Origin of the sequence: Ectobacillus ponti, from assembly GCF_024294785.1 — a bacterium.
GTDB lineage: Bacteria > Bacillota > Bacilli > Bacillales > Bacillaceae_G > Ectobacillus > Ectobacillus ponti.
Genome location: NZ_JANCLT010000001.1, coordinates 366,557 through 392,706, shown reverse-complemented (window position 1 = coordinate 392,706; position 26,150 = coordinate 366,557). Strand labels below are relative to the sequence as shown.

Below are 26,150 nucleotides of genomic sequence, written 5' to 3'. Positions count from 1 at the left end.
ACATAAAATCCTGATTTCCCACATAGTCTGTAATGTCATACATTTGAAAGGAGGAATGACGGATGACAGCATCACTGCGATTCTCGCTGAAAGAATCCGTATGGTTTCAAAAAGGACAGGAAGTCGCGCAGCTCCTTTCCATCTCGCTTGATCCGGACATTACAATACAGGAACGGGACTACGAGGTTGTAATTAAAGGCGAATTGCTCCTGACCGGGGAATATCTCGCCGATGAAACAGAAGAACCGGCCTTTTCTCTGCGTGAGCTTTCTCCTGTGCGGACAGTCGACCGAATTGAGCAACGGGATGACGGCATAAATGAACTGTACCATGCTTTCCCACTGGAAATCTCCATTCCGCGTTCACGTGTCAATATGGTTGAGGACTTGGTTGTCGACATTGAAAGCTTTGACTATGAGCTCCCGGAAAAGGGCTGCCTGCGTCTCTTGGCAGATTTGTATATCAGCGGCCTGTGCGAGGAGGACGAAAGGAAACCGGAGAACCATGAAGAGGAAAATGAAGTGCCGATTGCAACAGCAGATTTTGAAGAAGAGGATTTGTTTGAGCCGTTTCAGCTGGAAATGCGGCGGACACCAGCTGTAGAGGAGCCGCCGGCCGTGCCGCAGATCCCGCAACGGGAACCGGCCTCGCCGCAGGTGGAGCTGTTTGGCCGGCCTGACAAACCGCAGGAGCAGCCAAAGAAAGAGGAAGAACCGGTCTACTCCCAAAGAGACGAGAACGCGCTGTATCTGACGAAGCTGTTCGGCAAAAACGAGGAAGAGGCCTTTTCCAAAGTGCGCATGTACTTCGTACAGCAGGGAGACACGCTGGAGTCCATTGCCGATAAATATGGGGTGCAGGTGCAGCAGTTGTACCGCCTGAACCATACAGAAGACCTGTACGTATCACAAGGGCAAATTTTGTACGTCCCGGTCAAGCGGTCCAAAACCAGTTCGTAGCAGAAGGGGCGTGAGTGAAGAGTATTCTTCCTCACCTCTTTTCGTTTTAGATGCCAATTCGGCAAGAAGGGGTCGATTTCATGGAACCTGAACTGAGAGACCGATATTCGCCGCTTTTGCAAAGATATGAGCTCCGTCCCGAGCATCTGGAGGAGTACGGAAGCGTTATTAAAATTTATACGAGCCAAGGGCCATATGCGCTGAAGAGGCTGAAGCCGAAACGATTGGAACGCAGCAACCTGATGCAGCACCTGCAAATTTTGTCAGAGAAGGGCTTTACCAACTTTGCCCCCATCTACCATACAAGCGACGGCCAGCATATTCTGTCCGATGAAGAGAACCGTTATTACCTGATGCCGTGGCTGGACAGCTTGGATGCGAAGGGAGACGAAGGAGACCAGTATCATAAGATGTTTCAAACACTGGGACAGCTGCACCAAAAGACGCTGCGGGAGGAGGAGATTCATGAGGACCTCGTCCAGCACCACTACGATACATTGACGGCCCATTGGGAGCAGGAGCAGCATATGCTCGAGCAGTTTGTTGTAGAGTGCGAGAACCGCTGGTATATGTCTCCCTTTGAATTACAATATTGTACCTTCCATCATCACATCTCCAAAGCGCAAGAGTTTGCCAATAAGCGGCTGGAGGAGTGGCAGGAGATGATGAAGGAAAAGGAGAAAACGCGCATTTCTCTCATCCACGGCAATGTATCAGTCAATCATTTCTTGTTTGATCATCAGCGCAACGGCTATTTTATCAGTCTGGAAAACTCCCAATTCTCCACACCGGTGCAGGATATCGTCCAATTTTATAACCGTTCCTTCGATACGTATCCGATTGCCCGGAATGACCGGTATGAATGGTATCAAATCTATCAGCGCAGCTTCCCGTTTACCGCAGAGGAGAAGAAGCTGATGCTTGCCTACCTGGCGTACCCGCAGCGGTTTACGAATCAGGTGCTGCGCTACCGGCAGAAGCGGGAAGCACGCAGCGAACACGATGAGCTGCAGCTGGCCGCCAAGCTGCAGCAGGTCCACTGGCAGGTAAGCAACGTCGAGTATTTTCTGACGCAAATCCAGGCGGCTGAATATCAAGCGCAGCAACAGCAGCAAAGCTGAAGTCCCCTCCGCAAGAGGGGGCTTTCTTCTGCATGCGGGTAAAATTCTTCTGCCCTTTTGGAGCTGGAATGGTAAAATAAAGAAGTGGAATATGGCAGAAAGGCGGGAGCGGGATGGAGCAAAAGGGCTGTATCAAATGCGGCAGCAGGGATGCCGGACAAAAGGAGGTCGCAGTGACCGGAACAGGACTTTCCAAGCTGTTTGATGTGCAGCATAATCAGTTTCTTGTCGTGTACTGCAAGCAATGCGGCTATTCCGAGTTTTACAACCGGCAATCCTCGGGCATGTCCAACGTATTGGATCTGTTTTTCGGTGGATGAAATCCCCCGCGCGTGCGGGGGATTTTCTTACGGCTGATAGTATGTTTTCACGGCAAGACCAATCAGGACAGCCAGCAGGATAAAGTCAAAGAAGGTTGGGAAAATCAGGGTGCGCAACGCTTGAAACACAGCAATGGGGATAATGAAATCGCCAAGCATTGTCTGGATATCCCGCAGCCAGGACGGTGTGGAAAAGTTGTAGGTACGCCGAAAGCGACGCATAATCAGACCTCCGAATGTGTGATTACTCCTACCATATGCAGGCTGCCCATTTGATGTGCCCAGCACACACATTTTTTGTACGGACGCATAGGCTATAAAAAATTTGGAAAACCTTATTGACGATTACAGCTAAATTTTTTAGACTATACTGTATAGCAAAAGTCAATAGCGAAATGCAAAGACAGGGAAGAGTAGAGCATGCTGCATCATCAGAGAGGGAAACCCACGGCTGAAAGGTTGCCCGGATGACAGTGCTTGAAGGTCGCCCTTGAGCAGCTTCTTTGAACATGAGTAGAGGAAGCCGGGCTTGTAACCCGTTACAGATTTGAGTGTGCAGGACTTGTCCTGCGAAAAAAGGTGGTACCGCGATCTCCGTCGTCCTTTTCTGGATGAGGGAGTTTTTTTATTTTAAGGAGGGATTTTCCGTGGAACAGAACGAACAAAACCTGCCGACGAAGTATGACCATAAGTCGGTTGAGGCAGGCCGCTACGAATGGTGGCTGAAGGGACAATATTTTGAGGCAAAAGGCGAGCCGGAAAAGCAGCCGTACACAATTGTGATTCCGCCGCCGAACGTAACCGGCAAGCTGCACCTGGGCCATGCTTGGGATACAACGCTGCAGGATATCTTAACGCGCGCGAAGCGGATGCAGGGCTATGATGTATTATGGCTGCCGGGCATGGACCATGCCGGCATCGCAACGCAGGCAAAGGTGGAAGCGAAGCTGCGCGAGGAAGGCGTATCCCGCTATGACCTGGGCCGCGAGAAGTTTCTGGAGAAGGCATGGGAGTGGAAGGAAGAGTACGCGTCACACATCCGTTCCCAGTGGGCAAAGCTCGGTCTTGGCCTGGATTATACACGTGAGCGCTTCACGCTTGATGAAGGACTGTCTGATGCGGTTCGCCAGGTATTTGTAACGCTGTACAACAAGGGCCTGATTTACCGCGGCGAGCGCATCATCAACTGGGATCCGGCCACGCGCACGGCACTTTCTGATATTGAGGTGATTTATCAGGATGTACAGGGCGCCTTCTATCATATGCAATATCCGCTGTCCGATGGCTCCGGCTATATTCAAATTGCGACAACCCGTCCGGAGACCATGCTTGGCGATACAGCCATCGCGGTTCATCCGGAAGATGAGCGCTACAAGCATCTCATCGGCAAAACAGCCATTCTGCCAATCGTTGGCCGTGAAATCCCGATTGTCGGCGATGATTATGTTGACAAGGAGTTCGGCTCTGGTGCAGTAAAAATTACGCCGGCGCATGACCCGAATGACTTCGAGATCGGCAACCGCCATGACCTGCCGCGCATCCTCGTGATGAACGAAGACGGCACCATGAATGAAAACGCTGGCCAGTACGAGGGCATGGACCGCTTCACCTGCCGCAAGCAGCTTGTGAAGGATCTGCAGGAGCAGGGTGTCCTCGTTAAGATTGAAGAGCATATGCACTCTGTCGGCCACAGCGAGCGCAGCGGTGCTGTTGTTGAACCGTACTTGTCCACACAGTGGTTCGTCAAAATGCAGCCGCTGGCAGACGAAGCCATTGCGCTGCAAAGCAAGGAGGAAAAGGTACACTTTGTGCCGGACCGCTTTGAAAAGACGTACCTGCGCTGGATGGAGAACATCCGCGACTGGTGTATTTCCCGCCAGCTTTGGTGGGGCCACCGCATTCCGGCTTGGTACCATAAGGAGACAAAGGAAATCTACGTTGGTATGGAAGCGCCGGCTGATGCCGAAAACTGGGAGCAGGACAACGACGTACTGGATACATGGTTCAGCTCTGCGCTCTGGCCATTCTCCACACTTGGCTGGCCGAACGAAGAGGCGCCTGATTTCCAGCGCTACTATTCCACAGACGTACTTGTAACAGGCTATGATATCATCTTCTTCTGGGTATCCCGGATGATTTTCCAAGGTCTGGAGTTCACGGGGCAGCGCCCATTCAAGGATGTACTCATTCACGGTCTCGTCCGCGATGAGCAGGGCCGCAAGATGAGCAAGTCGCTTGGCAACGGTGTGGATCCGATGGATGTCATTGAGAATTATGGTGCTGATGCCCTGCGTTACTTCCTGTCCACAGGCAGCTCGCCTGGCCAGGACCTGCGCTACAGCACGGAAAAGGTGGAGGCAACGTGGAACTTCATCAATAAGATTTGGAACGCATCCCGTTTTGCCCTGATGAACATGGGAGACATGAAGCACGAAGACATCAATTTGACAGGCAAGATGTCTGTTGCAGATAAGTGGATTTTGACGCGTCTGAACGAGACTATCGACAGTGTGACAAAGAATGTCGACAAGTATGAGCTTGGCGAAGTAGGCCGTGCGCTGTACAACTTCATCTGGGATGACCTGTGTGACTGGTACATCGAAATGGCGAAGCTGCCATTGTACGGTGAGGATGAAGCGGCAAAGCAGACAACACGTTCTGTCCTCGCTTACGTGCTGGACAATACGATGCGCCTCCTGCATCCATTCATGCCGTTTGTAACGGAAACCATCTGGCAGCATCTGCCGCATGAGGGCGAGTCCATCACGGTTGCCGCCTGGCCGCAGGTTCGCGAAGAGCTGACTGACGCGAAGGCAGCAGACGACATGAAGCTGCTGGTGGAAATCATCCGCGCAGTACGCAACATCCGCGCGGAAGTGAACACACCGCTCAGCAAGAAGGTGCCGTTGTATTTGAAGGCAAAGGATGCCGGCACACTGGCAAGCCTGCAGACAAACAGCTCCTACATCGAGCGCTTCTGTAACCCGAGCGAGCTGTTGATCGGCACTGACCTGCAAGCGCCGGATAAGTCCATGTCCGCCGTGGTGACAGGCGCAGAGCTGTTCCTGCCGCTGGAAGGCCTGATTAATCTGGATGAGGAAATCACCCGTCTGGAAAAAGAACTGAAGCGTTTGGACGGCGAAGTGGAGCGTGTGGAGAAGAAGCTCGGCAACGAAGGCTTTGTCAAGAAAGCTCCGGCTGCGGTAATTGAAGAGGAACGCAAAAAGCAGCAAGATTATATGGAGAAGCGTGAAGCAGTCCGCCAACGCGTGGCAGAGCTGCGGAAATAAGGAAAAGCGAAACCGGCTGTTCAGCCCACAGAACCTCCCTGGCGGTGGGCTAGCCGGTGAAGCTGGACAAAATAAAAAAGCAGCCCGGCATCGCATGCCGGGCTGCTTTGTGACAAGGGGGAATCAGCATGACATACGAAGAAGCACTGCAGTGGATTCAGGAGAGGCTGAAATTTGGCATTAAGCCGGGGCTGGAGCGGATGGAATGGATGCTGGGGGAGCTTGGCAACCCGGAGCGCCGCCTGAAAAGTGTCCATCTCGCGGGAACAAACGGCAAAGGCTCCACACTCACGTATATGCGTGCCATTCTGCAGGAAGCCGAGTATAAGGTCGGCACTTTTACCTCACCGTACATTGAAGTCTTCAATGAACGGATCAGCATCAATGGCACACCAATTTCAAATGAGGACTTGGCAGAGCTGGTTGCCGCCGTGCGTCCGGTTGTAGAGGCGCTGGAGGAGACGGACCTGGGAGCGGCAACAGAGTTTGAAGTGATCACGGTCATGATGTTCTATTATTTCGGTATAGTGAATCCATGTGATATCGTACTGATTGAAACGGGACTTGGAGGCCGCTTCGATTCCACCAATGTCGTGTATCCGGTCGCAACCGTGATTACCACGATCGGTTACGACCATATGCACATTCTCGGTGAAACTTTGCCGGCAATTGCCGGGGAAAAGGCCGGCATTATCAAGCCGGGCATTCCGCTGATTACGGGGGTGGAGCAGCCGGATGCATATGAAGTGATCCAAGAGACAGCAGCCGCGAAGCAGGCCAAGGTGTACAAGCTTGGGGAACAGTTTGCTGTCGAGCATACGGAGAGCAGCGCATCAGGCGAGCAGTTCCACTTTCAATGCCCGTTTGCTTCATATGAGAATCTGTGCATCTCCATGAGGGGAGCCCATCAGGTGCAAAATGCCGCTCTGGCGTTGATGACGGTATTTTACCTGAAAACATACCAATCCTTCCTCATCGGGGAGGAGCACATCCGGGAGGGGCTGCGCGGGGCCTTTTGGCTCGGCCGCTTTGAGACGCTGTCCACAGAGCCGCTCGTCATTATTGATGGCGCCCACAATCCGGAGGGGGTGCACAGTCTGGTGGAGACGCTGCGGACCCACTACAGCGATAAACGAATCACGGTGCTGTTCAGCGCTTTGGGCGATAAGAAAGCGGACCGTATGATTGCGCAGTTGGAGACAGTTGCGGACCGCCTCATCTTCACCACCTTTGATTTTCCGCGGGCCGTATCACCTCGTCTGCTGGCAGCCCATTGCCGGAAGGAGCATGAAGTCTTTGATGATTGGCAGGAAGCGTTGGAGCAGGTGCTGCCGTCATTGACCGGGGGAGATGCGTTCATCATTACAGGATCGCTTTACTTTATCTCCGAGATCCGGGCCTACATGCTGCAAACATAAACAAAGGGAGCACAGATGATCATGAATCTGTGCTCCCTTTGTTTATTTAAGCCTTCTCATACCGTTCCAACCGTCTCAGCCGCCTGCGGTAGCCGACATCTGCCAGCAGCACGCCGCATTCATACAGCAAAATCAGGGGGATGGAAACGGAAATGTGGGATACAAAATCCGGCGGCGAAATGCAGCAGGCGACAACCACCAGAATGAAGTAAGCGTATCGCCGCACGCGCCGCAGAAGGGACGGCTCAATCAAGCCGATGGATGTTAAAAACATAATAATGACCGGCATATCAAAGCAGGCAGCGAATGGGACAACAAGGTCAAAGACGAAGGTGAAATATTTGTCGACCGTATACATTTCCGTGAACATGCCCTGCCCAAGCAGGTTCAGAAAATGGAAGATGTTCGGCAGCACAAAAAAATAGCCGATCAGCAGCCCGGCGGCAAATAACAAAAACAGAAACGGAATATACGATAATGCCGCCTTCTGCTCATTGGCATGCAGCCCCGGCTTTACAAACAGCCAGCATTGCAGCCCGGCCACAGGCAAAGTGAAAGCCAACGCGGCAGTGCCCGACAAGGCAAAGTACACCCACAAAACATCGCTTGGTCCCAGCACGGTCAGCCTGAAGGGCAGCCCTGCGGTCAGTAGGCTGTAAATGCGCCCTGCATACAGAAAGCCAGCCAGTAAAAAGACAAGAAACCAGCCGATTGTAATCAGGAGCCGTTTTCGCAGCTCCTCCAAATGTTCTACTACTCCCATGTTTTCCATTGTGTCAGCCCCTCTGTGGTTGCAGCTTTTCTCAATTGTTCCACTTACTCCGTTGTGCGTCAATTTCACAATCTGACATGGCGGGAGGAGATTTTTCCGCGGATGCTTCTATTCCCGGGCAGGCATGAATAAACATGAAACAAAGAGGAATTTGACGAAGGGATCCTGACAAATCTCCCGTTCTTTTTTATCAAGCATATGTTACGATGCGGACAAGGAAAGGAGAGAAACAGATGGACAAGCAATCTCCGAAAATCTTAGTGAGAGTGAACGGTGTGAAAACATCCTATACAGAAGCGGATGAGACACAAAAGGATGAATTTCAATGGATTCTGCCGGAGGAATCAGAACCTTCCTATAATAATGTGGTGCCTTTTCGTGCGGAAGCACAGACAAAGCCCGCAAAGCAGCAAAACAGGGCAGGCAAGCGCATTGCCATTACTGTCGGCGCCGCAGTTATGCTTGGCACCGGCTTTGGGTTTGGCATGCTGCAGCTGTTGAATGGAGGCAGCGCGGCGCAAACAGTGCCTGCATCTGTGCCGCCGGCGGCAGCCCCGGTAAAGCAGGAAGCGGCGGCTGCACCGGCAAAGCTGCAGGTGCTCCAGTTGCATATGGTGCAAAGCGGTGTTTTCAGTAAAAAGGAAAACGGCGAAGCCGCCTTGGCGGATGCAAAAAAGAAGGGGCTGCCGGCTTATTTGGCTTCCGAGGACGGCAAATACCGGCTGTTCACCGGATTGGCCAGCAATAAGGAGACGGCAGACAAGCTGTTGAACAAGCAGCAGGGAACCTACAAGGCATGGCAGGTGCCGGAGGGCAAGCTCCCGGCTGCCTATGAGCCGTACAGCGCATTGATTGTAAAAGGAGAAAGCCTCTTCTCCGCGCTTGTGGAGCAGTCCTCCGCGGTGTATACGTCCGGAAAACCGGATACAGCCAAACAGGGAGCGCTTGAGAAGGAAGTGCAGGCACTTGTGAAGGAAAGCGGCAAAGTGAAGCAGGAGGAGATTAAAAAGTTCGTAACGTATATATCTTTGTCGTATGACGCCCTTAAGGATTATGAGACAAAGCAGGGCGAAGCCTCCTTCACCAAGCTGCAGCAGCTGCTGTTTGAGGGGCTGGCTTCCTACCAGAATTTGCTGCCTAAGGCATAAAACAGGTATAATGGCAAAGGAAAGAAAGAGAAGCTGAGAGGCTTCTTTCTTTTTTCAGTAAAAGGAAGAAAGAATGCCTCCGTTTGAATTCGGGAAGAGGAGTTTGCTACGATGGAAGCAGTATCTTCCTTCCAAAACGGGAAAGGTGAGCAGAATGAAGCAAATTATTTTGGCCTCCGGGTCTCCCCGGAGAAAGGAACTGCTTGGTTATTTACAGATGCCCTTCACAGTCATAACCAGCAGTGTAGAAGAAATTGTAGAGCCGGGTATTACACCGGAGGAGGCTGTCATGTCCCTGGCACGGCAGAAGGCGGCAGCGGTTGCCCGGCTGCATGGTGACGCCATTGTAATTGGAGCGGACACCATTGTCGTACATGAAGGCAGAATGCTGGGCAAGCCCGGGAGCCGCGAGGAAGCGGCAGAGACACTCCGTGCGCTTTCGGGGCAGATTCATGATGTGTATACAGGAGTGGCCGTTCTGGCAGGCGGGCGGCAGACCGCATTCTATGAGAGAACAGAGGTCGCCTTCTGGGAGCTGACGGAAGCGGAAATTACTGCATACCTCGACACAGGAGAGCCGATGGATAAGGCCGGAAGCTACGGCATACAGGGAAAAGGCTCCGTGCTTGTAAAAGGAATACATGGGGATTATTACTCTGTTGTAGGCCTGCCGGTAGCCCGTTTGAAGCGTGAACTTCAGTATTTCTTAGAGTAGGGAGGCGGCGTATATGACCGGAATACGGGAGATGACAAAGGGGGACCAGCCAAGAGAACGTATGATAAGCGAGGGAGCCGGCAGCCTTTCCAATGCGGAGCTGCTGGCTGTTTTACTGCGCACCGGCTCGAAAGCAGAGAGTGTTATGACATTATCAAATCGAATTCTCAGCCATTTTGATGGATTGCGTCTGCTGAAGGATGCGACAATTGAAGAGATTACAAGTCTTCACGGAATCGGCACGGTGAAAGCGATCCAGCTGATTGCCGCATTTGAGCTGGGCCGGCGCATGGTACGCCTTGAATACAAGGAACGCTACAGCATCCGGAGCCCTGAGGACTGTGCCAAATACATGATGGAGGAAATGCGTTTTTTACAGCAGGAGCATTTCGTCTGTCTGTACTTAAACACAAAGAATCAAGTCATTCATCGCCAGACAGTCTTCATCGGGAGCCTGAATGCTTCCATCGTCCATCCGCGCGAAGTGTTCCGTGAGGCGTTTCGCCGCTCGGCAGCTTCGCTCATTTGCCTTCATAACCATCCCTCCGGAGACCCGGCGCCAAGCCGGGAAGATATTGAAGTCACCAAAAGATTGGCGGAATGTGGTAAGATAATGGGAGTGGAGCTTTTGGACCACCTCATTATCGGTGAGCACCGCTTTGTCAGCCTCAAAGAAAAAGGTTATATTTAAGGCTATTCATTTTTTTCGTTTTGTTTTATAATGTGATTTATGAGTTTTTTATAGGGTTTTGTGAACAATAAGACAAGTCATATATAGAGACGTAGAAGCTTTGAAATAGAAAATAATGTATTTTCGGTTTGGAAAGGAAGATACCCATGCTTGGATTTGGTGGTTTTACCCGTGACCTTGGAATAGATTTGGGAACTGCAAACACACTCGTGTATGTAAAAGGAAGAGGTGTAGTTGTGCGTGAGCCGTCCGTCGTGGCCTTACAGACGGATACAAAGCACATTGTGGCAGTTGGAAATGATGCAAAGAAAATGATCGGCCGTACACCAGGGAATGTTGTAGCGCTTCGTCCCATGAAGGACGGCGTTATTGCAGATTATGAAACAACAGCAATTATGATGAAATACTATATTAAACAAGCACAGAAATCGAACGGATTTTTCTCCCGCAAGCCATATGTAATGGTTTGCGTGCCATCAGGCATTACAGCTGTAGAAAAGCGTGCAGTAATTGATGCAACGCGCCAAGCGGGTGCCCGTGATGCATATCCGATTGAAGAGCCATTTGCAGCGGCAATCGGCGCCAATCTGCCGGTTTGGGAACCAACGGGCAGTATGGTCGTGGACATCGGCGGCGGTACAACAGAAGTGGCCATCATCTCTCTTGGCGGCATTGTAACGAGCCAGTCTATTCGCGTGGCCGGGGATGAAATGGACGAGTCCATCATCCAGTACATTAAGAAAAACTATAATTTGATGATTGGTGAGCGGACAGCGGAAATGCTGAAGCTGGAAGTCGGATCTGCCGGTACGGGTGAAGGCATTGAGCCGATGGAAATCCGCGGCCGTGACTTAATTACCGGTCTGCCAAAAACGGTGCTCATCCGTGCAGAGGAAATTGCCGAGGCACTGAAGGACACAGTGGATGCGATTGTGGAGTCTGTCAAGAACACATTGGAGAAGACGCCTCCTGAACTCGCGGCGGATATTATGGACCGCGGAATCGTACTGACGGGCGGTGGCGCTTTGCTGCGCAATTTGGACAAGGTGATCAGCGCGGAAACGAACATGCCTGTTATTGTAGCGGAGAATCCGCTGGATTGTGTGGCAATCGGAACTGGAAAAGCTCTGGATAACATCGATTTGTTTAAAACAAAATTAAGCTGATTTAAGAGGGTGTAAATGTGCCTCAGTTTTTCTTGAACAAGCGATTACTTCTTTTATTAATCAGCATTATTCTTCTCGTGGCATTGATCGGCGTTTCCCTGAAGGACCGCCAGCGCTTGACGTGGCCGGAGCAGTTTGTGAAAGACACCGTCGGGATTACGGAACGTATTTTGCAGAAGCCCGCAGCATACTTTGCGGGCTTCTTCCGAAATATTGAGGATATTAAGCGTACATACGAAGAGAATAAGCTGCTGAAAGCACAGTTGGATGACTACGCGGAGCTTGCAACGCAAGTGAAGTATCTGGAAAAGGTAAACAAGGAATTGCAAGAGCAAATCGGCAAAACAGCTTCGCTGCAGGATTATAAACCACTGGCTGCCACTGTCATTCAGCGCAACCCGGACAAATGGTACGACTTAATTGCGATTGATAAGGGTTCCCAGGATGGGATTAAAAAGGATATGGCAGTAATTACAGAAAAGGGCCTGATCGGTAAGGTGCGCAGTGTGGGGCAGTTCACTGCAACTGTGGAATTGCTCAGTTCGTTGAATCGGACAAACAGAATTTCTGCTGTAATCCAGGACGGCAGGATTTTTGGGCTGATTGAAGGCTATGACAAGGAAAAGCAAGCCTTAATCTTCTCCAAAATTCCGTCCGCGGCAAAGGTGAAAAAGGGCCAGATTGTGACAACCTCCGGGCTCGGTGGCGTTTTTCCGGACAATCTCGTCATCGGCACAGTTACGGATGTAACTCCGGATGACTACGGATTGACACAAACTGCTTACGTAAAGCCTGCAGCAGACTTGAACGACATTGATCATGTTATGGTGGCACAGCGGACCATGCCTGCGTCCGAGCAGCCGTTGAACTGAGCAGAGGGGGACTATAATGAAAAAAGCGGTTCTGCCTCTGCTGTTGTTATTTGTGTTTTTATTGGAAAGCATATTTTCTGCGATTGCCCCTACTAATCTATTCGGTGAGCATACGATTGTGGCCCCGCGCTTTTTACTCGTGGTTCTGTTGCTGATCACGATCTATTATAATGCTGCGCAGGGAATTTATTTAGCTTGTATATACGGCCTGCTGGTCGACATTGTGTACACAGAACTGATCGGAGTCTATGTGTTTGCGTATCCGCTGCTCGCTTATCTTGTATCCAACGCCATGCGCATTTTGCAGGTTAATTTTCTGATTGTGTCCGTGTTGGTTCTCTTTGGTGTGGCAGGCTTGGAGTATTATGTGTATGGGCTGCTGCGGCTGCTTGGGCGCACGGATATGGCGCATGCCGTCTTTTTTGCCGACCGTCTGCTTCCGACCTTGCTTTTGAACGGAATTTTCCTTGTTCTCTTTAGTTTTCCGCTGCGTAAGCTTCTTTTGCGTTTATTGGCAGCAGCAGAGGAAAAGTAAAAGAGGAATTTCTGATTTTATGTCGAAATGAATCGGTGGGGTGAGCATTGGTGAAGGACAAAAAACAGCCGCATATTGTAATAAAAGGAACGAAGGAAGGGTTAACGCTGCACCTTGATGACACCTGCTCATTTGAAGAGGTATTGCGGGAATTAGATGAGAAGCTCTCCACCCATTTGTACGATGGCGGAGACCGTCCGCTTCTTGAGGTGCAGGTAAAGGTCGGAAACCGCTACCTGACTGCAGAGCAGGAGGAGCAGCTGCGAACGCTAGTCCGTGCGAAAAAGAATCTTGTAGTGGATGTTATTGAAAGCAATGTCATTACGAGAGAACAAGCCTTGCATTGGAAACGGGAAACAGAGATTGTCCCCATTACAAAAATGGTCCGTTCCGGCCAAGTGCTGCAGGTGGACGGCGACTTGCTGCTGCTCGGGGATGTGAATCCCGGAGGCACCATTATGGCCGGCGGCAATATTTTTGTCATGGGAGCATTGCGGGGCGTTGCGCATGCGGGCTGCTATGGCGATCGGCAAGCAGTGATTGCAGCATCACTTATGAACCCCTTGCAGCTGCGTATCAGTGACGTGATGAATCGGACACCTGATTATAAAGGAGCGGGCCAGGCGATGGAGTGCGCCTACATTGATGAACAGGACCGGATTGTGGTGGACCGGATTCAGCACCTCACGCATCTTAGGCCTAATTTGATGAGGTTAGAAAGGGGAATCATATAGCTGTGGGAGAGGCAATTGTTATTACATCTGGAAAAGGCGGTGTCGGAAAAACAACGACATCCGCAAATCTTGGAACTGCCCTGGCTTATACGGCTGACAAAAAGGTATGCATGATTGATACAGATATCGGATTGCGTAATTTGGATGTCGTCATGGGAATTGAGAACCGCATTGTGTTTGACCTGGTGGATGTGGCGGAAGGACGCTGCAAGCTGCCGCAGGCCTTGGTCCATATTAAGAAGTTCAAGGAGCTGTATCTGCTTCCGGCAGCGCAGACACGTGATAAGTCAGCTGTCACTCCAGAGCAGATGAGGGAAATCATCAATGAATTGCGCCCTGATTTCGACTACATATTAATTGATTGCCCGGCCGGCATTGAACAAGGCTTTAAAAATGCGGTTGCTGGTGCTGACAAGGCAATTGTTGTTACAACCCCCGAGATTTCTTCCATGCGCGATGCCGACCGTATCATTGGCATGCTGGAGGACAGGGCTGAGCTGGTAAAGCTTGTTGAACCGCCGAAGCTCATTATTAACCGTGTGCGCGGCCACCTCGTAAAGGAAGATGAAATGCTGGATGTAGAGGATATCGTACGCATGCTGTCCATTGACCTGCTGGGAGTGGTTGAAGATGATGAAGCCGTTCTGCGCGCGACCAACACAGGCGAACCGGTGGTAAGCTCGCCGAATGGAAAGGCGTCTCTGGCTTACCGTAATATTGCCCGCCGTCTTCTTGGCGAGTCTGTACCGCTGCAGCCGCTTGACCAGGGAAAAACGGGCGTTCTGACAAAAGTGAAAAAGTTTTTGGGCATTCGCTGAGCACTTCGTTTTTGCACGAGGTGCTTTTTATTTCTTGATGAAAGCGCTTTCGATTTGAACGGGCTGGCTCCCTTCGGATGGCTAAACGGCTGCTTCCGCTTTTCTTGCATAACTCCATGGGACAACTCATAGATATGTACAAATGGGATGTGGGGGATGGGGCATCATGCGGAATAAGCGAGTGGATGAAGTGCGCAAGAGGATTGCCAAACGGAAGGCGGAGCAGCAGCGGCGCACGCTGCCGGCTGCGGAAGAATGGCTGCCGGCTTTGCCGGAGCAAACAGAGTTTTCTTATGAGGTGCAGGAGTTCGAATCAAATATGCCGGAGCTGGCTGAGCAGGCGAAGGGGCCGACCTTCCGCAAGGAGGTCTTCTTCTTTAAGGTGCTGTGTGCGGCGAGTCTGGTGCTGGGGGCGGGAATCGTATTCAAGAGCAATAATCCGGCACTGAGTCAGGCCCGTACAGCAATCAATCAGGTGATGACGGAAGAGTTCCAATTTGCCGCAGTTTCCACCTGGTACGAGAAGCAATTTGGAAAACCACTGACACTGCTCCCGGCAGGGGCAGATAAGAAAAGTACAACAGCGGATGCCGACTATGCAATCCCGGCCTCGGGGAAGGTACTGCAAGGCTTCTCGGCAAATGGAAAGGGCGTATTTGTACAGACGAATGTGAATGCGCCGGTGGGAGCGATTCGCGAGGGGGTGGCCATCTTTATTGGACAAAAGGAAGGATTGGGCAACACGCTCATCATTCAGCATGCGGACGGCTCTGAGTCTTGGTATGGCAACCTGTCTGATGTGTCGGTGAAGCTGTACGACTATGTAAAGCAGAAGCAAAAAATTGCTGTGGTCGCCAATAGTGAAGATGGGAAGACCGGGCGTTTTTATTTCGCTCTGAGGAAGGGTGAGAAATTTGTTGACCCGATTCCGGTGATTTCGTTTGAGTAGATACAGGGATGTGTTGGTGAAACTCAGCATACATCCATTGTTTTGGGTTGTGATTGCCATTGGCGTGTTTACGGCACATTTTCGGGAGTTGCTTGTTTTGTTTGCCATAGTTTTTGTTCATGAGCTGGGCCATGCTTTTGCCGCAGCCCACTATGGATGGCGGATCAAGCGAATTCAGCTGCTTCCCTTTGGCGGAGTGGCGGAAATGGAAGAGCACGGTAATAAGCCATTGCAGGAGGAATTGGTTGTTGTGCTGGCCGGCCCGGTCCAGCATATCTGGATGGCTGCGGCAGCGTATGTCTTGTACGAGCTGGGGTATTTGCCCGCAGATGCCTATACGTTTTTTATCTGGAACAATGCTGTCATCTTTTGCTTCAATATGCTGCCGATTTGGCCGCTGGACGGCGGCAAGCTTGTATTGAATCTGCTGTCCGGCCATTTTCCGTTCCTGCAGGCCCACCGCTATACGCTCGGCACCTCCGGCTTTTGCTTCTCCATCATGGCGCTTGGCGGCCTGATTTGGAACACCTCCAATGTCACGATGTGGACGACACTCTCGTTTCTGGCTGTATCGATGTATTTGGAATGGAAGCAAAGGCAGTATACCTTCATCCGCTTTCTGCTTGAGCGGTATTACGGCAAGCGAAAAAGCATTGAAAAGCTGACATCCATTATGGCGCAGCCCGATGATCCGGTCTATGCAGTATTTACACAATTCCGCAGGGGCTACAAGCATTCCATTATTGTGAAAAGTCCGCGCGAACAATATACCCTTGATGAGAATGAACTGCTGCACGCCTATTTTGCCGAGCGCAGGGTCAGCTCATCTCTCAGCGAACTCATTGGCTAGTGTTGACGGAGCACTGGCCTTTTTTGTATGGTAAGCATACAGAAAGCGAGGAAGATAGCGTGAGGACGTTGTATATGAATTTGCGCGGAACAGAGAAGCGCATTGTGGTGCAGGAAGAGGGGCGCGTTGCCGAAATCCTCTATGACCGTCCGGGGCAGGGCAGCCTGGTTGGCCATTTGTATGCCGGACGGGTGGCCAAGGTGCTTCCGGGCATGCAGGCGGCCTTTGTTGATATTGGAGCAGAGCAGCATGCCTATTTGCATAAGGATGACCTGCCGGCTGCAGGCGGCAGGCTGATTCAACAGCTTGTCCATGAGGGGCAGCGCCTGCTGGTGCAGGTCACGAAGGACGCTGTGGATACAAAAGGGCCAAAGCTGACAGGCAAGGTGGAACTCACCGGGCGGTATGCCGTCTACATGCCTTATGAAGGAACAACAGCGGTGTCCAAGAAGATTCGGGATGAGGCAAAGCGGGAGGAGCTGCTCTCTCTGGGCGGACAGGGGGTCATTTTCCGTTCTGCTTGTGCCGGTGTGCCGCTGTCTGTTGTCGAGGACGAGCTCATGCGTCTGCGGAGCCTGTTTGAGCAGCTGCAGCAGCGCCTGGAGCAGGAAAAGCCGCCTGTGCCGCTGCATGCGGCGCAGTCGCTGCTGGATCGGCTGTTTCAGGAAATTCCGGTTGAGACCGTTGCCGCTGTCATCACGGATGACCGGGCTAGTGTGCAGGATTTAAAAGCCTATGCAGAGGAGGTTACACTCTATAGCGGGAAAGAGGATATCCTGCTGCACCACGGTCTGGCTTCCGAGATCGAAAAAGCATTGAAGAAAGTGGTTTGGCTGGATAATGGGGCATATTTGCTGATTGAGCAGACTGAGACGCTGACAGTGATTGATGTCAATACGGGGAAATTTACAGGCAAGCAAACGCAGCAGGCTACGGTCCGCAAGACAAATGAGCTGGCGGCGGCGGAAATTGCCCGTCAGCTGCGCCTGCGGGATATTGGCGGCATGATCCTCATTGATTTTATTAATATGCGTGAGCGGGAGGACCAGCAAGCTGTGCGCCGTGCGCTCATTGAGGGGCTGCGCCGGGATGCGGCAACGGTGCGTGTGCTCGATTTTACCGGCCTTGGCATCCTGGAGATGACACGCCGCCGCAAGCGGAAGAGCTTGCGTGACCTGCTGCTGGCGCCGGCCGGTCCATATGGCGGCTACAAACCGTCGCCGGAAGCGGCTGCCTACGAGCTCGAGCGGGATTTGCTGCAATACCGCGGCTCCGATTATGAAGCTGTGTTGGTGGAAGCGCCTGCGGAGGTGCGGCAAGCCTTTGCCGTGCTTGGTTTGCAAACAGGAGTTCCGCTGCAGGTGCATTTTCAGGAGAGTCCTGTCTCCTCTTATACAATTCGCCACCTCGGAACGCATGCCGAAATGCTGGAGCGGAAAAAACAGTAATATGGAAACATGCGTTGACATATAGTTGTATTTCATGATAGTATTCTTTTGTTATAGTTTATAGCACCTTGGCGCTATATACTACAACCGCACGCGAAGGGTCACAAACGGCATTTGCCTACCTGAATGCGGCGAGTCTTAGTAAACATGAGGAGGTGCACATAATGTACGCAATCATCGAAACTGGTGGCAAACAAATCAAAGTTGAAGCAGGTCAAGCAATCTACGTTGAGAAGCTGAACGCAGCAGCTGGTGAAACAGTTACTTTCGACAAGGTTCTTTTCGTAGGCGGTGAGAACGTGAAGGTTGGCAGCCCGCTTGTAGCTGGCGCAACTGTAACTGCAAAGGTTGAGAAAGAAGGCCGCGGCAAGAAAATCATCGTTTTCAAATACAAAGCGAAGAAGAACATGCGCCGTAAGCAAGGTCATCGTCAGCCTTACACAAAGCTTGTAGTTGAAGCAATCAACGCATAAGCTTTATGATTCAGGTACACATACATCGTACAAAGCAAGGCATTCAGGCATTTCGGATGACTGGACATGCCGGCTACGCCGAGCATGGAAAGGACCTCGTTTGCGCGGGTGCTTCTGCTGTGGCTGTCGGAACGGTGAATGCATTGGAAGCAGTATGCGGCATCTCCGCTGAAGAGCATACAGAGATGGAGTCCGGGTTTCTCCGCTATTCCCTGCCGACTCTTTCAGGAGAAGCAGCAGTAAAGGCGCAAGCCCTGCTGGAGGGTATGCTTGTTTCCTTGCAGACAATTGAGACAGTATACGGCGATTTCATACAAATTCATCAAAAGATGCAGGAGGTGTAACTATGTTAAGATTAGATCTTCAGCTCTTCGCTTCCAAGAAGGGTGTAGGTAGCACAAAGAACGGTCGTGACTCCCAAGCGAAGCGCCTTGGCGCCAAGCGTGCGGACGGACAATTCGTATCTGGCGGTTCTATCCTGTACCGTCAACGCGGAACGAAAATCTATCCAGGTTTGAACGTTGGCCGCGGTGGAGACGACACTTTGTTTGCGAAGGTTGATGGCGTTGTACGCTTTGAGCGTCTGGGCCGTGACCGCAAGCAAGTGAGCGTATATCCTGTTGCTCAAGAAGCATAAGACACTAAGGAAAAAACTCTAGCCTGAAAGCAGGTTAGAGTTTTTCTGTATTAGAGGGGATTGCCATGGGGAATAAATGGACCGTTGTAGATGCATTGCGGCATTCCCGGCATGATTGGCTGAACCGGCTGCAGCTGGTGAAGGCAAACCTGTCGCTTGGCCGGCCGGAACGCGTGCATGAACTGATTGAGGAGTTTGTCAGGGAGGCACAGCATGAAGCAAAGCTGATCAGCCTGCAGATGCCGAGGTTTGCTGAGCTCTTGCTGACATACAGCTGGGAACACCCTCCATGTTCCTTGGAATATGAAGTGCTTGGAGACATACATACACGGAAGCATCTGGATGAACAGCTGTATGGCTGGGCAAAGCAGTTTCTGTTTCTTTTGCATGAGAGTGTGCATCCTGCGGCAGAGAATCATATCTCGGTTACAGTGGAATGCGGGGAACAAAACGTCCGTTTCTTTTTTGATTTTCGTGGAAGACTAAGCAATATGCAAATATTACAGGACTGGCTTGCTGCCGGGCATGGCGCTTTTGCGCTGCAATACTCCCTGCATGAGGAGGAGCTCAGCATCGAGCTGGCGGAACAATAGAAGTGTGGTGAAGGTATGTTCGTAGATCAGGTAAAAGTATATGTAAAAGGCGGCGACGGCGGCAATGGAGCAGTTTCGTTCCGCCGGGAGAAGTATGTGCCGAACGGCGGTCCTGCCGGCGGTGATGGCGGACGCGGCGCGAATGTCGTGTTTGTTGTGGAAGAGGGCTTGCGTACGCTGATGGATTTCCGTTATCAGCGCCATTTCAAGGCACCGCGCGGAGAGCACGGCACAAGCAAGGCGCAGCACGGAAAAGGTGCTGAAGATATGGTGGTCAAGGTTCCGCCGGGTACAGTGGTCACGGATGCGGATACCGGGCAGGTGATTGCTGACCTGGTGACGCATGGCCAGCAGGCCATTATTGCGAAGGGCGGGCGCGGCGGGCGCGGCAATATGCGGTTTGCGACGCCGGCGAACCCGGCTCCGGAAATTGCGGAAAACGGTGAGCCTGGACAAGAGCGCAATATCATTATGGAGCTGAAGCTGCTTGCGGATGTCGGTCTGGTTGGCTTCCCGAGTGTCGGCAAGTCTACGCTGTTGTCTGTCGTTTCAGCAGCGCGTCCAAAGATTGCAGAATATCATTTTACAACAATTGTGCCGAACCTGGGTGTAGTGGAAACGGAAGATGGCCGCAGCTTCGTCATGGCGGATCTGCCGGGCTTGATTGAAGGGGCTCATGAAGGTGTCGGCCTAGGACATCAATTCCTGCGCCATATCGAGCGCACGCGCGTAATTGTGCATGTTGTGGACATGTCTGGTTTGGAAGGCCGCGACCCGTATGAGGACTATGTGACCATCAACAAGGAGCTGCAGGAGTACAATTTGCGTCTGACAGAGCGTCCGCAAATCGTAGTGGCCAATAAAATGGATGTTCCTGAGGCTGAGGAGAATTTGCAGGCATTCCGCGAGAAGGTGGGCGAGGACGTCCGTATCTTCCCGATTTCGGCTGCTTCCCGCCAGGGTCTGCGCGACCTGCTGTTTACTATTGCCGATTTGGTGGATACAACGCCGGAATTCCCGCTCGAGCATGTGGAGCAGGAAGAAACGCGTGTGATGTACAAGTTCGAGAAGGAAGCGCCAAAGTTCCATATTACACGCGACAGCGATGGCACCTTCGTTCTGACCGGACACGACTTGGAAAAGCTGTTCAAGATGACCGACTTCTCGAGGGAAGAATCCATCCGCCGCTTTGCGCGCCAACTGCGCGGCATGGGTGTGGACGATGCGCTGCGTGAGCGCGGCGCCAAGGATGGCGACACCGTCCGCATTATGGAATATGAATTTGAGTTTGTTGACTGACAAGATCAAGGGGTGCCCAAACGCTTTCAGCAGGTGTTTGGGCATCCCTTTACTTATGTAATGGATTCTATGGACAGCATCATTATAACCGAAATATTCGCAAATATCTGGATAATCATACATCGCCATGGTATAACTAGAATCATAAAAACAAAGCAGGTGAAGAATACATGACGTATCGGATTGGTTATCTGGGACCGGCGGCAACATTTACAAATGCAGCAGTAAAACGCTTCTTTGGCGGAGAGGAAAGCATCCCGTACGCCACAATTCCGGATTGTATGGATGCAGTGGCTGCCCGGGAAATCGACTATGCTGTCGTACCGCTTGAAAACGCAATTGAAGGCTCGGTGAACATCACCATTGATTATTTGGTCCACGAACAGCCGCTTGCCATTGTCGGCGAGATTATTCTGCCGATTCAGCAGCACTTGCTTGTGCATCCGGAGCACGCGGAGGTCTGGAGGCAGGTGACAAGAGTCTGCTCCCATCCGCATGCCATCGCGCAATGCCATCGCTTTTTAAACCAGTACTTACGGGGGGTTCCTGTAGAAGATGCCACGTCGACAAGCGCGGCTGCCCGGCTGGTGAAGGAGCATCCGGAGGAACGGATTGCGGCCATCGCCAATGAAACAGCGGCTGAAGCGTACGGGCTCACCATTGTTCACCGGGATATTCATACGCATCAGAACAACCATACGCGTTTCATTATTCTACATAACGATGCAGGTGTATCACTGCCGTACGAAGAGCCGGAGCGGGGCATGAAAACCACGCTGATGGTGACGCTTCCGGCGGACCATCCAGGTGCTCTGTACCAGGTGCTGTCGGCCTTTGCATGGCGCAAGCTGAACCTCTCCAAGATTGAATCCCGCCCGATGAAAACAGGGCTTGGCAACTATTTCTTCCTGATTGATGTCGAAGGGGCATATGACGGTGTCATGCTGCCGGGAGCCAAACAGGAGCTGGAGGCGCTTGGCTGCTCCGTAACGCTGCTTGGAAGCTATCCTTGCTACTCCCTAAAGAGAGAATGAACACAGAGCAAAAAGCTGTCTCCGGAGCCGCTGCAGGCGGAAGGGGACAGCTTTTTGCCGTTCAAGATGAAAGAAGGAAACCGGCTTGCTCCAATGCACGGCAGGCAGCGGCGAGCTTGGCTGGAGAGTTCGCTGAAATAGTATGCAAATGGACACCGTCTGTCAGCTGTGACAAATAGGAGGCCTTCGTTTCCTGGATGCGCTGCAAATATTGGTCGACCTCATGCCGTGTGCTGACCATGATGGGCGCGGTCAAATCTCCGTACACAGGATGCTCCACCTTCACATCCTTGATGGTGACGCCATGGTCGACAAGCAGCGTGAGTTCATCACGCACTCTGTCGGGGGCATGCTGGCAGGCGATAATCTGTTCATATGTCTGCTCCGGTGTGTTTTGCCGCAGGTAGACATACCCTTGAGCTGTCGCCATAATCGGCTCATTCCGCGCCTTCAATAAGGAAATGTCCTGCACAATGACCTGGCGGCTCACATTCGTTTTTTTGGAAAGCTCACTGCCGGACAACGGTTTATCGGTCTGCATGAGCCAACTGAGAATGAGCTGGCGCCTCTCTTCCCCTAATATCTTCTTGTTCTCTTGGTCTTTCATGTTAGACTGCTCCTCCAAAAAAGTTGTGGATTATTGCCTGCAAGGAGGCTGCAACCTCCCGGATATGCTGCTCCGTTGTATGCCGCCCGAAGGACAAGCGAACGTACTGCTTTGCTTCAGCCGCTGTCCTTCCAAGCGCGAGAATGGCACGGGACGGCTCTTGTTTTCCAATTTGGCAGGCGCTGCCCACTGAGATGGCGATGCCCCGGCGATTGCATTCCAGCATGGTGTATTGTCCTTCCATTCCGTGAATCAGCAGTCCGGCAATATGAGGAAGCACCTGCTCCGGGTGCCCCAGGACGGAGACAGATGGCACCTCTGCCAATTCAGCAAGCAGCAGCTTGCGCAGATGCTGCATGCGTACAGCCTCCTGCGTCATACCCTGGCAGCTGTACTGAGCTGCGGTCAAAAACGCGGCAATACCGGGTACGTTCACGGTGCCGGGGCGGAAGCCGTTCTCGTGAGAGGTTCCGTCAAACAGTGGCTTCCAGCACACGCGGGGGCTGATGTAGCAGGCGCCGACCCCTTTTGGTCCGTAAAGCTTGTGGGCGGAGATGGACAAGCTGTCAATGCCCATTTCCTCTGCCTGTATCGGCAGCTTGCCGAAGGTCTGCACGCAATCTGTATGAAACAATATACCATACTCCTTCAGCAGCTTTCCAATCCTGGCAATAGGCTGGATGGTGCCTATTTCCGAATTCGCGTGCTGAATGCTGACAAGGACTGTATCCTCACGCAGAGACTGTTCCAATTGGGATAGATCGACACAGCCTGCGGCGTCTACTGGTAAATAGGTAATGTCATATCCTGTCTTCGCAAGCTCCTGAAAGTAATTCCGGATGGAGGCGTGCTCCAGCGGTGTCGTGACAATATGCCGGCCCTTTGCTTCATGTGCTGTCAGCAGGGAGTGGAGAGCCAAGTAGTTAGATTCAGAGCCGCCGCTGGTGAAGTAAATCCCTCTTGCTTCTCCGCCGATCAGCTTTGCCAATGTGCTCCGGCAGAGCTTCAATAGAGCAGCGGCATCGGAGCCTGTGTCATGCAGGCTTTGTTCGTTGCCGTAATAGGTTCGCGCTGCCTGCACGTATGTGTCCAGTGATTCCTCAAGCATGGGGGTAGTTGCTGCATAATCTAAATATATCATGACTGGAGCCTCTCCTATCTTTATATTCTTATATCACGGAATTAATTTCTGAAAAGGTGTCTTTTATTTTACACCTGATGAATCAAAATAAATGTCTTGTCATCAGTTTAAATATGTGTAAATATAGGTGTCAAGACAGTTATTGCAGGAATTTACAGGGGGCGGTAAGGATGCCGAATGCAGACGTACTGATTGTTGGCAGCGGGGCAGCCGCATTGCAGGCAGCTGAAAAGCTTTGTCATCAAAAGAATGTGATTATTTTCACAAAAAGAACGAGGTATGATGGCAATACCAATATGGCACAGGGCGGAATTGCAGCAGCCCTGGCTGCAGATGATCGCTGGGAATGGCACTATGAAGACACCATGCGTGCCGGCTGCTACCACAATGATGCGGAGGCTGTCGCTTATCTGGTGCGGTGCGGGCCCGAGGTGCTCCGGCAGCTGCTGGAGGAAGGAATGGCTTTTGATCAGGATGAAAGCGGTTTAAGCCTTGGGCAGGAAGGCGCACACAGCCAACGGCGCATTTTGCATGCGGGCGGCGATGCCACCGGGGCAAATCTGCTGCGCCATATGCAAAAGCGTGTGGAAGGGCGCGTCCGGCTGATTGAGCATGAAATGGTTCTGGAGATCATCGTTCAGGATGGTATTTGCCTTGGTGTGGCAACAAGGGGAGAGAACGGAGAAATTCGGCACTACTATGCGCCTCACACGATATTGGCAGCAGGCGGAGCCGGGGGCTTATATGAATTCCACTCCAACAACAGCACGATTACAGGAGATGCATTGGCGCTTGCCTACCGTGCGGGCTGCGAGCTTGTGGATTTGGAATTCATGCAATTTCATCCAACGATGCTCTATGTAGACGGACGATGTGCCGGCCTTGTTTCAGAAGCTGTGCGGGGGGAAGGCGCATTTTTGCAAAACAGCAGTGGAGAGCAGTTCATGAAGGGGCTGCATGAACAGCAGGATTTGGCGCCGCGGGATGTAGTCGCCCGTGCCATCCACGAGCAAATGCTGCAGGGAGAACGGGTGTTTTTGAATATTGCGCCGGTAGAGAAGTTTGCTGAGCGATTTCCGACGATTACAGCACTGTGCCGGCATCATGGGGTGGCCGTTGAAGAAGCCTTGCTTCCGGTCGTGCCGGGAGCCCATTTTTTGATGGGCGGTGTACGGGTTGATTTGGACGGCGAAACCGGAATTCAGGGGCTGTATGCAGTTGGCGAAGCAGCCTGCAATGGCGTTCACGGCGCGAACCGTCTGGCAAGCAACTCGCTGTTGGAGGGTCTTGTGTTTGGCGAGCGGGTCGGCCGGCATATTTTACAAAAGCCGGATGTACAGGCGGCTCCATGTGCTCCGGCGCCACAGAGGGGCTCCGGAAGACCTTTGCCCGCAAAGCGGGACATTCAGCAGCGGATGAGCCGCTATGCAGGAATTGTCCGGACGGAGGAGTCCCTTCTGCAAATGAAAACTTGGCTGGAGGAATGCTTGGAGGAAGAAGCCTATGGGACGCTTCCCTATGAGTCTATGACAAATGAGGAAGTGACTGTGCACAATATGCTGACAGCCGCATGGCTGATGACACGCGCGGCCTTGCAGCGGAAGGAAAGCATCGGCGGCCATTGCCGCCTTGACGGTATCACTGTCTCAGGACCGGTGGCACCGATTATTTTAACGAAGCAGAGCAGACAGCTTGCGGGAACAGGGGGAAAAGCATGAACACATTAAAGCTGAAGCAGGCATTGGAGCACTTTTTTCTGGAGGATATCGGGGAACGGGATGTGACCTCGGAGCTTGTATTTCCAAAAAATATGCGGGCGAAGGGGACCTTCCTGTTGAAGGATGAAGGCGTGCTGGCAGGATTGGACATCATCCAAGCCGGATTTCAATTGCTCGACCCTTCGGTAGAGATACAGTTGTATAAGCAGGACGGCGACCGTGCGGGGGAGGGCGAAATCATCGCTTCTGTGCATGGGCCAATTGTTCCGTTGCTGAGCGGCGAGCGTGTCATCCTGAATCTTTTGCAGCGTATGGGCGGGATTGCCACCAATACGGCAGAAGCAGTGCGCCTCTTGAACAGTGATCATACACGCATCTGCGATACGAGAAAAACCATGCCGGGCCTGCGCCTGTTTGATAAATACGCAGTAGCCTGCGGCGGCGGCTATAACCACCGGTTTGGCCTGTATGACGGTGTTATGATTAAAGATAACCATATTGCCTTCGCCGGCTCCATCACTGCCGCTGTCGGGCATGTGCGGAAGCAGCTCGGCCATATGATCAAGGTGGAAGTCGAGACAGAAACGCGTGAACAGGTGCTTGAGGCAGCAGCAGCCGGAGCGGATGTCATCATGTTTGATAACCGTACGCCGGACGAGGTGCGGGAGTTTGCGGCGCTTGTGCCGTCCTCCATCGTGACGGAAGCCTCGGGCGGTATTACCCTTGCCGATTTGGCTGCGTATGGGCAGACAGGTGTGGACTACATTTCACTGGGCATGCTGACACATTCCGTCAAGGCGCTCGACATCAGTTTTAACATTGAGGGATAATGAGGGGGAGCA

General features: G+C 52.1%; 28 protein-coding genes and 2 other annotated features. Of the genes, 24 read left to right on the top strand and 4 right to left on the bottom strand.

Going from position 1 to position 26,150, the window contains the following annotated elements:
* Window positions 1-62 precede the first annotated feature (62 nt).
* The 3 genes from spoVID to NK662_RS02090 all read left to right on the top strand — a co-directional run bounded on the left by spoVID (window position 63) and on the right by NK662_RS02090 (window position 2,400).
* Complete coding sequence (gene spoVID, locus NK662_RS02100; protein ID WP_254756861.1) at window positions 63-959, top strand: stage VI sporulation protein D; 897 nt, start codon at window positions 63-65, stop codon at window positions 957-959.
* A gap of 80 nt (window positions 960-1,039) precedes the next feature.
* Window positions 1,040-2,080: a spore coat protein YsxE gene (gene ysxE, locus NK662_RS02095; RefSeq protein ID WP_254756859.1), complete on the top strand. Its 1,041-nt coding sequence runs from the start codon at window positions 1,040-1,042 to the stop codon at window positions 2,078-2,080.
* A 113-nt stretch (window positions 2,081-2,193) separates the two neighbouring features.
* Window positions 2,194-2,400 carry a zinc ribbon domain-containing protein gene (locus NK662_RS02090; protein ID WP_254756857.1) on the top strand — a complete coding sequence of 69 codons (207 nt, stop codon included), beginning with the start codon at window positions 2,194-2,196 and terminating at the stop codon, window positions 2,398-2,400.
* A 27-nt stretch (window positions 2,401-2,427) separates the two neighbouring features.
* Here NK662_RS02090 and NK662_RS02085 read toward each other — a convergent pair whose 3' ends face one another.
* Entirely contained in the window at window positions 2,428-2,622 is a 195-nt protein-coding gene (locus tag NK662_RS02085; protein ID WP_254756855.1) for a YszA family small membrane protein, read from the bottom strand.
* 169 nt (window positions 2,623-2,791) lie between these two features.
* Window positions 2,792-3,008: a binding site (T-box leader), on the top strand.
* 3 nt (window positions 3,009-3,011) lie between these two features.
* Here NK662_RS02085 and NK662_RS02080 point away from each other — a divergent pair.
* Both NK662_RS02080 and NK662_RS02075 read left to right on the top strand, forming a co-directional pair.
* Window positions 3,012-5,690, top strand: coding sequence for a valine--tRNA ligase (locus tag NK662_RS02080; RefSeq protein WP_438503580.1), 2,679 nt, complete (start codon window positions 3,012-3,014; stop codon window positions 5,688-5,690).
* 122 nt (window positions 5,691-5,812) lie between these two features.
* The gene (locus NK662_RS02075; RefSeq protein WP_254757431.1) at window positions 5,813-7,108 is read left to right on the top strand and encodes a bifunctional folylpolyglutamate synthase/dihydrofolate synthase; all 1,296 of its coding nucleotides are present in this window, start codon (window positions 5,813-5,815) and stop codon (window positions 7,106-7,108) included.
* Window positions 7,109-7,154: 46 nt separating this feature from the next.
* Here NK662_RS02075 and tatC read toward each other — a convergent pair whose 3' ends face one another.
* On the bottom strand, window positions 7,155-7,871 hold the full coding sequence (gene tatC, locus NK662_RS02070) for a twin-arginine translocase subunit TatC (protein ID WP_254757429.1): 717 nt from the start codon (window positions 7,869-7,871) through the stop codon (window positions 7,155-7,157).
* 242 nt (window positions 7,872-8,113) lie between these two features.
* On the opposite strand from tatC, the gene NK662_RS02065 reads away from it, so the two are divergent.
* From NK662_RS02065 to pheA, 17 genes are all read left to right on the top strand, one after another.
* Window positions 8,114-9,028: an SPOR domain-containing protein gene (locus tag NK662_RS02065; protein WP_254756851.1), complete on the top strand. Its 915-nt coding sequence runs from the start codon at window positions 8,114-8,116 to the stop codon at window positions 9,026-9,028.
* A gap of 154 nt (window positions 9,029-9,182) precedes the next feature.
* Window positions 9,183-9,743 carry a Maf family protein gene (locus NK662_RS02060; RefSeq protein ID WP_254756849.1) on the top strand — a complete coding sequence of 187 codons (561 nt, stop codon included), beginning with the start codon at window positions 9,183-9,185 and terminating at the stop codon, window positions 9,741-9,743.
* Between the two features lie 13 nt (window positions 9,744-9,756).
* Entirely contained in the window at window positions 9,757-10,434 is a 678-nt protein-coding gene (gene radC, locus NK662_RS02055) for a RadC family protein (protein ID WP_254756847.1), read from the top strand.
* Between the two features lie 146 nt (window positions 10,435-10,580).
* Window positions 10,581-11,600 carry a rod shape-determining protein gene (locus NK662_RS02050; protein ID WP_254756845.1) on the top strand — a complete coding sequence of 340 codons (1,020 nt, stop codon included), beginning with the start codon at window positions 10,581-10,583 and terminating at the stop codon, window positions 11,598-11,600.
* 17 nt (window positions 11,601-11,617) lie between these two features.
* Window positions 11,618-12,472, top strand: a complete 855-nt coding sequence (gene mreC / locus NK662_RS02045; protein ID WP_254756843.1) for a rod shape-determining protein MreC — start codon at window positions 11,618-11,620, stop codon at window positions 12,470-12,472.
* Between the two features lie 16 nt (window positions 12,473-12,488).
* Complete coding sequence (gene mreD / locus NK662_RS02040; RefSeq protein ID WP_254756841.1) at window positions 12,489-13,007, top strand: rod shape-determining protein MreD; 519 nt, start codon at window positions 12,489-12,491, stop codon at window positions 13,005-13,007.
* A gap of 50 nt (window positions 13,008-13,057) precedes the next feature.
* Window positions 13,058-13,741, top strand: a complete 684-nt coding sequence (minC, locus tag NK662_RS02035) for a septum site-determining protein MinC (protein ID WP_254756839.1) — start codon at window positions 13,058-13,060, stop codon at window positions 13,739-13,741.
* 2 nt (window positions 13,742-13,743) lie between these two features.
* On the top strand, window positions 13,744-14,559 hold the full coding sequence (minD, locus tag NK662_RS02030; protein ID WP_254756837.1) for a septum site-determining protein MinD: 816 nt from the start codon (window positions 13,744-13,746) through the stop codon (window positions 14,557-14,559).
* Between the two features lie 166 nt (window positions 14,560-14,725).
* Complete coding sequence (locus tag NK662_RS02025) at window positions 14,726-15,508, top strand: M23 family metallopeptidase (RefSeq protein ID WP_254756835.1); 783 nt, start codon at window positions 14,726-14,728, stop codon at window positions 15,506-15,508.
* On the top strand, window positions 15,501-16,358 hold the full coding sequence (locus NK662_RS02020) for a M50 family metallopeptidase (protein WP_254756833.1): 858 nt from the start codon (window positions 15,501-15,503) through the stop codon (window positions 16,356-16,358). The genes NK662_RS02025 and NK662_RS02020 overlap by 8 nt, the downstream gene beginning before the upstream one ends.
* 59 nt (window positions 16,359-16,417) lie before the next feature.
* Entirely contained in the window at window positions 16,418-17,806 is a 1,389-nt protein-coding gene (locus tag NK662_RS02015) for a ribonuclease E/G (RefSeq protein WP_254756831.1), read from the top strand.
* A 75-nt stretch (window positions 17,807-17,881) separates the two neighbouring features.
* Window positions 17,882-17,955 (top strand) — a sequence feature (ribosomal protein L21 leader region).
* Window positions 17,956-17,970: 15 nt separating this feature from the next.
* Window positions 17,971-18,279: a 50S ribosomal protein L21 gene (rplU, locus tag NK662_RS02010; RefSeq protein ID WP_254756829.1), complete on the top strand. Its 309-nt coding sequence runs from the start codon at window positions 17,971-17,973 to the stop codon at window positions 18,277-18,279.
* A 5-nt stretch (window positions 18,280-18,284) separates the two neighbouring features.
* Window positions 18,285-18,623, top strand: coding sequence for a ribosomal-processing cysteine protease Prp (locus tag NK662_RS02005; RefSeq protein ID WP_254756827.1), 339 nt, complete (start codon window positions 18,285-18,287; stop codon window positions 18,621-18,623).
* Window positions 18,624-18,625: 2 nt separating this feature from the next.
* Complete coding sequence (gene rpmA / locus NK662_RS02000; protein WP_209094877.1) at window positions 18,626-18,916, top strand: 50S ribosomal protein L27; 291 nt, start codon at window positions 18,626-18,628, stop codon at window positions 18,914-18,916.
* A 65-nt stretch (window positions 18,917-18,981) separates the two neighbouring features.
* Complete coding sequence (locus NK662_RS01995) at window positions 18,982-19,509, top strand: sporulation initiation phosphotransferase B (protein ID WP_254756825.1); 528 nt, start codon at window positions 18,982-18,984, stop codon at window positions 19,507-19,509.
* A gap of 15 nt (window positions 19,510-19,524) precedes the next feature.
* Window positions 19,525-20,808 (top strand): GTPase ObgE, encoded by a 1,284-nt coding sequence (gene obgE, locus NK662_RS01990; protein ID WP_254756823.1) that lies wholly within the window; start codon window positions 19,525-19,527, stop codon window positions 20,806-20,808.
* A 170-nt stretch (window positions 20,809-20,978) separates the two neighbouring features.
* A complete protein-coding gene (gene pheA, locus NK662_RS01985; RefSeq protein ID WP_254756820.1) occupies window positions 20,979-21,842 on the top strand; it encodes a prephenate dehydratase in 864 nt (287 codons plus the stop codon).
* Window positions 21,843-21,903: 61 nt separating this feature from the next.
* On the opposite strand, the gene NK662_RS01980 is transcribed toward pheA, so the two are convergent.
* Window positions 21,904-22,449 (bottom strand): transcription repressor NadR, encoded by a 546-nt coding sequence (locus NK662_RS01980; protein ID WP_254756816.1) that lies wholly within the window; start codon window positions 22,447-22,449, stop codon window positions 21,904-21,906.
* Window position 22,450: 1 nt separating this feature from the next.
* Window positions 22,451-23,590, bottom strand: a complete 1,140-nt coding sequence (locus tag NK662_RS01975) for an IscS subfamily cysteine desulfurase (protein WP_254756813.1) — start codon at window positions 23,588-23,590, stop codon at window positions 22,451-22,453.
* A gap of 170 nt (window positions 23,591-23,760) precedes the next feature.
* Here NK662_RS01975 and nadB point away from each other — a divergent pair, with 170 nt between their 5' ends.
* Both nadB and nadC read left to right on the top strand, forming a co-directional pair.
* Window positions 23,761-25,308, top strand: a complete 1,548-nt coding sequence (gene nadB, locus NK662_RS01970; protein WP_254756811.1) for an L-aspartate oxidase — start codon at window positions 23,761-23,763, stop codon at window positions 25,306-25,308.
* Window positions 25,305-26,138 carry a carboxylating nicotinate-nucleotide diphosphorylase gene (nadC, locus tag NK662_RS01965; RefSeq protein ID WP_254756809.1) on the top strand — a complete coding sequence of 278 codons (834 nt, stop codon included), beginning with the start codon at window positions 25,305-25,307 and terminating at the stop codon, window positions 26,136-26,138. Before nadB ends, nadC begins: the two co-directional genes overlap by 4 nt.
* Window positions 26,139-26,150: the final 12 nt, after the last annotated feature.

Excerpts from the sequence above, each read along its gene's own strand:
- spoVID (WP_254756861.1), top strand. The coding sequence starts at position 63 with ATGACAGCATCACTGCGATTCTCGCTGAAAGAATCCGTATGGTTTCAA.
- ysxE (WP_254756859.1), top strand. The coding sequence starts at position 1,040 with ATGGAACCTGAACTGAGAGACCGATATTCGCCGCTTTTGCAAAGATAT.
- NK662_RS02090 (WP_254756857.1), top strand. The coding sequence starts at position 2,194 with ATGGAGCAAAAGGGCTGTATCAAATGCGGCAGCAGGGATGCCGGACAA.
- NK662_RS02085 (WP_254756855.1), bottom strand. The coding sequence starts at position 2,622 with ATGCGTCGCTTTCGGCGTACCTACAACTTTTCCACACCGTCCTGGCTG.
- NK662_RS02080 (WP_438503580.1), top strand. The coding sequence starts at position 3,012 with ATGAGGGAGTTTTTTTATTTTAAGGAGGGATTTTCCGTGGAACAGAAC.
- tatC (WP_254757429.1), bottom strand. The coding sequence starts at position 7,871 with ATGGGAGTAGTAGAACATTTGGAGGAGCTGCGAAAACGGCTCCTGATT.
- NK662_RS02065 (WP_254756851.1), top strand. The coding sequence starts at position 8,114 with ATGGACAAGCAATCTCCGAAAATCTTAGTGAGAGTGAACGGTGTGAAA.
- NK662_RS02060 (WP_254756849.1), top strand. The coding sequence starts at position 9,183 with ATGAAGCAAATTATTTTGGCCTCCGGGTCTCCCCGGAGAAAGGAACTG.
- radC (WP_254756847.1), top strand. The coding sequence starts at position 9,757 with ATGACCGGAATACGGGAGATGACAAAGGGGGACCAGCCAAGAGAACGT.
- NK662_RS02050 (WP_254756845.1), top strand. The coding sequence starts at position 10,581 with ATGCTTGGATTTGGTGGTTTTACCCGTGACCTTGGAATAGATTTGGGA.
- mreD (WP_254756841.1), top strand. The coding sequence starts at position 12,489 with ATGAAAAAAGCGGTTCTGCCTCTGCTGTTGTTATTTGTGTTTTTATTG.
- NK662_RS02025 (WP_254756835.1), top strand. The coding sequence starts at position 14,726 with ATGCGGAATAAGCGAGTGGATGAAGTGCGCAAGAGGATTGCCAAACGG.
- rplU (WP_254756829.1), top strand. The coding sequence starts at position 17,971 with ATGTACGCAATCATCGAAACTGGTGGCAAACAAATCAAAGTTGAAGCA.
- NK662_RS02005 (WP_254756827.1), top strand. The coding sequence starts at position 18,285 with ATGATTCAGGTACACATACATCGTACAAAGCAAGGCATTCAGGCATTT.
- rpmA (WP_209094877.1), top strand. The coding sequence starts at position 18,626 with ATGTTAAGATTAGATCTTCAGCTCTTCGCTTCCAAGAAGGGTGTAGGT.
- NK662_RS01995 (WP_254756825.1), top strand. The coding sequence starts at position 18,982 with ATGGGGAATAAATGGACCGTTGTAGATGCATTGCGGCATTCCCGGCAT.
- obgE (WP_254756823.1), top strand. The coding sequence starts at position 19,525 with ATGTTCGTAGATCAGGTAAAAGTATATGTAAAAGGCGGCGACGGCGGC.
- pheA (WP_254756820.1), top strand. The coding sequence starts at position 20,979 with ATGACGTATCGGATTGGTTATCTGGGACCGGCGGCAACATTTACAAAT.
- NK662_RS01980 (WP_254756816.1), bottom strand. The coding sequence starts at position 22,449 with ATGAAAGACCAAGAGAACAAGAAGATATTAGGGGAAGAGAGGCGCCAG.
- NK662_RS01975 (WP_254756813.1), bottom strand. The coding sequence starts at position 23,590 with ATGATATATTTAGATTATGCAGCAACTACCCCCATGCTTGAGGAATCA.
- nadB (WP_254756811.1), top strand. The coding sequence starts at position 23,761 with ATGCCGAATGCAGACGTACTGATTGTTGGCAGCGGGGCAGCCGCATTG.
- nadC (WP_254756809.1), top strand. The coding sequence starts at position 25,305 with ATGAACACATTAAAGCTGAAGCAGGCATTGGAGCACTTTTTTCTGGAG.